Below are 4,821 nucleotides of genomic sequence, written 5' to 3' on the forward strand. Positions count from 1 at the left end.
AGTCCCTGAATTTTCCCCCCGATCACTCCCATATCTGGTACTTTTTGATTTACAAAAACTCTAAAAGTCTTAACCAACAAGGGTTTTACCATTATTCAGCAAGCCCTAATTATACTTGTCCCTAAAACTGGTTTCTAGCAAGGCTTTCAAAATAGCTTGACATAAAACCTGATTTAGGGGTTACAAAGGTGAGATGCTCCCTCCCTCTTAGCAATGCCATCGTTAGCATGACTTTCTGGTGATTGTTCTGCTTTATTTTTGGACTTTTCTAGTCGCAAATATTTTCTGAGATTAGAGGTTTGCCAACCAAAGCGAGTATGGACTTTTGCCAATTGAGATAGTTGCTCAATCGCCCATTTCTGTCTGACCATAACTGGCGAGAAACCTTTTCCAGACTTAGCTCCTTTTCTACTGGAAGTTAGATCAATATCGGTTTTGACATACTCAAAGTAAATATCGGTAATTGGATAGATTTTGGTTAGTTCAGAAACGACTCGAAGTTCAAGTTGACGATTAGCTCTGATTGAGGGAGCTAATTTTCCTTGTTTTCTATTTGAGAATCGTTTTTGTCGATGCGCTCTTAGATTAAAAGAAAGTTGGCGGTTAATCCGTCTTCCTCTACGTCCTCTTCGCATTAAGCATCGATTGTCTAGGCGCTCTCTTACTCGCTTAAAAGGAAGTTCTAAGTGAGCCTTCCAAAGAGTAAAAAGGGAGGATTGAACGCCAATTCCAGAGAATAATTTACCCGGGTTAATACCAATGGCAATCGGTTGGGTTTTGCTATCAGAAGGTTCAGTGGTTAGCTGGACATAGAAAATATCTAAGTCGTTGAATTTACCGATAGCTTTTCCTTGCTTAATCCACCGCCTGGCCCGACTGGGTTTGGTGGGCATTAACGACTTTCCGTCTTTTGAGATAACAGGAACTCTTGCCATGGAGATAATCCTTAAGAGTGAAGTTAAAGTACCTTTCCGCAACACAATCAAGATGTCTTGTCTAACAACGCCTTACCAATAGAGCTTAGAGGGAATCCGAACTAGGGAAGTATTCGGAGGTCTGGGCCAGATTGTGTCTCGATGCGGTAGTCTCTACTTGCGTCGCCTAAATTGGTTTAGGCAAGCCCCGTCCCTTTTAGGGCGGGGTTAGTGACGAATCAAATTATCTCAAACCCAGTCAACGCTTCGACATTTTGTCGGAAAGCGATTAAGGCATGATTAGCTTGATACTCGACGAGACCAGAGAAGATCGCCTCCGAGACTTCCTGCGAGACAACGGTTTTGATCTCAATATTGGTGTTATAACCGACCATATCTCCCTGGCGGTTGCCGTGGCGACCTGCGCCCTGGGCTTGCGAGAGGGTATAGCCAGTTACGCCTAACTCTTGCAGCAGCTTGATCATGCGGTCTTGCAAGACGGTTTCACCAATGATGACAACCAGTACAGCCGGTTTAATGGGTAGGGATGAGGATGACATGGGCAACTCCTAAAATGGGTTTTTCAAAGACAATGTTATTGACATCCTCACCACGCTACTTTTTTAGGATGGTCGCGTCAATGGGGTTGACGCAGATAGCGAAAAACGCTTAATTGCTTAAGTCTGACTCTTTCGACCCGTCCGTTTTGAGTGTCCGAATGCCGGACGGCCACTTTGAACAAGTCGAAAAAATCTCATCTTCAACCTTATTTCCTAGAAAGTTTTACTCGTTCAAGGCCGAATTTGAAGTCTTTTCTGAACGAAACCCCCTACTATCTGTGGTCAGGGTTCAGTTTTTAGCTTGGTTATCGCTTTTTTCATTGTAGCTTAAAGCCGTCCTCAAAGGACGGGGTTTTCAAGCCAAATTTTCGATAATAGAATACCTGACTGGGGTACGCTCAAGAGATGGCGATCGCCTCTGTTGTCGGTATCAAAATATTCTCGGAAATCGGCTTGGCATCGGGTAAGTAGTCCATAAAAAGCCTCATCTGATTCATTTGTACGGGACCAAAAATAGTGGCAAAAGAAACATCGGCTGCATCTCGTCCTGTGCCAACGCGAATTAGCCCGCTCTGAGGCACAAGGCGGGTAGGATCGAAAAGATACCAGCGACCCCCTAGATAAGCCTCAAACCAGGCATGAAAATCGGGGGGATTTAAACCATAGGCGTAGCCGGAAACAAAGCGTGCCGGAATGTTCAAAGCTCGACAAAAAGCAATACCTAAATGGGCAAAATCACGGCAAACGCCTACCCTTTCTATCGCTGTATCGCAAGCAGAAGTTAAAGAATCACTGCTACCAGAGAGATACAAAACATTGTCATAAATCCAGTTACAGATAGCTGTCACCCTGGAATAACCAGGGACTAAATGGCCAAATTCAGCCGCGACAAAGCGCAATAATCGATCTGACTGACAGTAACGACTCGGATAAAGATAGTACAAGATATCGAGGGGTAAATCGGCTGGCTTTACTTCAAAAATCGTACTGGGGTCTGAATAATAAGGAGATAAGCCAACGGTTGCTCGATAGGAAATTTGCAAATTGCCAGGAGGGGCATTGAGTCGAAAGTATCGATTTCCACTGACAGAAGTGATGTATTCCTCAATCGACCGTTGAGAGTTAGAATGGAGGTCTTCCTGAACAATAATCTGATGGTTGTTGCTGACAATAGCAACATTAAGAATTAGAGTGCTTGCTTGCTCAATGCTGTAGGTTAATTCACAGCCAAGTTCATACTTTAGCATATCGTTTTTTTCTGTCCTTTCAATACGAGCAGATGCTGGAGCCGAAGCCGATTGTAACGCTGCACCCACAAACAAGGCAGGTTGAAGGCTGTTCCCACGGCGAGGTTTACCAGCACACCCCAGCCAGGAGTCCAGAGCATCGTCACTAACCAAAACAGCCAGATGGCGATGTGAACGTATTCCGCGCGACGGGTTTCAGCCAAAAAACGGGACATTACGGCACAGTCCCCACCGCCAACGGATGTTTTGCGAAAACCTCCTGGGAAGAAATCCCCTGCTTCTGGCAACCGATCCTTCCATCGCTTGATCCGCAGTACCCGATTGTACCATTGTCTATCTTCCCCCCAGGGTCGTGGCCGGGTCAGGCAGGTGTCCGTTTCTAGGAATTTCAGGGGAAGTTGATGACCGATAAAACCGATCAAAAGTGACCAGGCTGTCCAACCGACCACACAAAGCCCGACGATTACCCCATCCGGTAGTTGTAGCATAGGCGAGATCATTCATTCACCTTGCCATCGGGTACTTATCCTTCGTCCTTTCCATTCGATTTGACCACGTTCGAGATTCAGAATTGCCAGCAGGAACACTGCAATGAAGAAGGCAACCGGAATGGGGAAGAAAAAGACGATTGCTCCGAATGAACCCACTGGCCATACAATTATGGCTAACTGTATGGCGAAGGCAAGATAAAGCAGTACGTTATATAGTAAGGATGAATTCCCGACAATCGGCCAGCCGAATAGGGATGCGGGCAGACACCAAGCCGCCCAGAACAACCCTGAAAGCCAGAACACAACCGCCAGCATCCGCAGCCAAGAGACTTCCCCTGCTGCCGTTGCAAAGTTTTTGTCGAAACCAACAACCAGGTCCCGCAGCCCGCCGGGGTACATCCGATAGTCCAGTTGGCCATGACCAATGTATGCACTCACTGGCAGTCCCGCACTCTCATAAATATGAGCCATGAACCAGTCTTCTACAACATATCCTGCCACAGCGTCGTGGCCGCCGACCCGCTTATAGTCATCCTTGCTGGTAGCCATAGCCGGTCCAAAAGCCACACCACCTCTTGCTCCCAGTTTGACGGCCATCAAGCCGACGAGATTGAACAGAACCGCTAACAGTTCGTAGGGGCGTTCAGTGCGGTGATAGGGCTGAACTGAGACCAGACCACCTAAGTGTTGAACAGTTGCCACCAGCCTGCGGAGCAGCTCCTCCCCTGGCTCAGTGTCGGCATCGAGAAAGACGAGAATATCGCCAGATGAGGCTGCATATCCGGTTTTGAGTGCCCAGTTTTTCCCTGTCCAACCTGTGGGCAAAGGGCTAGTCTGCACTACTTTCACCCCGGCCTGTTCGGCGATCTGTGGGGTAGCATCGGCGGACTGGTCATCGATGACAATGATTTCGTAGGGCTTGAATGTTTGCTGCTTTAAGGCTGTTAGCAAATTAGGGAGGGTACTCTCTTCATTCCTCGCCGGAATCAAGACCGAGACTTTAGGCGAACCGACGACTGAAAAGTCTGGAAGTCGCGGCAACCGCCACATCAATCCCCAGCCTATTAGCCAGCGCACCAGCAGTGTGATGGACATCAGATCCATAATAATTCAACCTTTCCTTCCGTCTAGAACATCACTCACCTACCGATACGAATTCCCTTGAGAAAACTCAGCAATCCGAACACCTTAAGAATCCACAAAACGAGGGCGATGACAACCACAATGTTCAGGATTTGCTTGATCTTGCTGTCCATCGGAATGTAGTTGTTCACGAGCCACAATAGAACCCCAACCACGATGATAACTACCACAAACTGTACCAGATCCATGACTGACCTCCTTTCTCCGATCTAATGAGTTTCGTCAAGCATTTTATTCTCTTCATTATTATATATGCTCGTTTATATATGCTCGTTAGGTGGCCCGGGCAATCGCACACAATTCTTGAAGATACGCAATAAATCTAGGCTCTTCGTTACTTGTTATGGTTCGATAGGGGGGCATAAATCGACTAAATCCTTATCTGGCAAGAGACTTAATTGATTAGTTCGCTCTAGATCAAAAATAATTGACAAAAATCGCCAAATGCCTTTCTATATAAGGGTTC

The 4,821-nt window shown here is 46.7% G+C and carries 5 protein-coding genes and 1 pseudogene; all 6 read right to left on the reverse strand.

The window, feature by feature from the left end:
- Positions 1 to 209 precede the first annotated feature (209 nt).
- A pseudogene (locus PX482_RS19855) lies at positions 210 to 935 on the reverse strand (RRXRR domain-containing protein); the annotation flags it as partial.
- 218 nt (positions 936 to 1,153) lie between these two features.
- The gene (locus PX482_RS19860; protein WP_002752253.1) at positions 1,154 to 1,474 is read right to left on the reverse strand and encodes a P-II family nitrogen regulator; all 321 of its coding nucleotides are present in this window, start codon (positions 1,472 to 1,474) and stop codon (positions 1,154 to 1,156) included.
- 398 nt (positions 1,475 to 1,872) lie between these two features.
- Positions 1,873 to 2,721 carry a transglutaminase-like domain-containing protein gene (locus tag PX482_RS19865; protein WP_004159260.1) on the reverse strand — a complete coding sequence of 283 codons (849 nt, stop codon included), beginning with the start codon at positions 2,719 to 2,721 and terminating at the stop codon, positions 1,873 to 1,875.
- The gene (locus tag PX482_RS19870; protein WP_223212969.1) at positions 2,715 to 3,209 is read right to left on the reverse strand and encodes a glycosyl-4,4'-diaponeurosporenoate acyltransferase CrtO family protein; all 495 of its coding nucleotides are present in this window, start codon (positions 3,207 to 3,209) and stop codon (positions 2,715 to 2,717) included. The genes PX482_RS19865 and PX482_RS19870 overlap by 7 nt, the downstream gene beginning before the upstream one ends.
- Positions 3,210 to 3,221: 12 nt before the next feature.
- Positions 3,222 to 4,316, reverse strand: coding sequence for a glycosyltransferase family 2 protein (locus tag PX482_RS19875; protein WP_004159258.1), 1,095 nt, complete (start codon positions 4,314 to 4,316; stop codon positions 3,222 to 3,224).
- Positions 4,317 to 4,351: 35 nt separating this feature from the next.
- A complete protein-coding gene (locus PX482_RS19880; protein WP_012265960.1) occupies positions 4,352 to 4,543 on the reverse strand; it encodes a Thivi_2564 family membrane protein in 192 nt (63 codons plus the stop codon).
- Between the last annotated feature and the right edge of the window lie 278 nt (positions 4,544 to 4,821).

This window comes from Microcystis sp. M53602_WE12, assembly GCF_030065455.1.
Classification (GTDB): domain Bacteria; phylum Cyanobacteriota; class Cyanobacteriia; order Cyanobacteriales; family Microcystaceae; genus Microcystis; species Microcystis aeruginosa.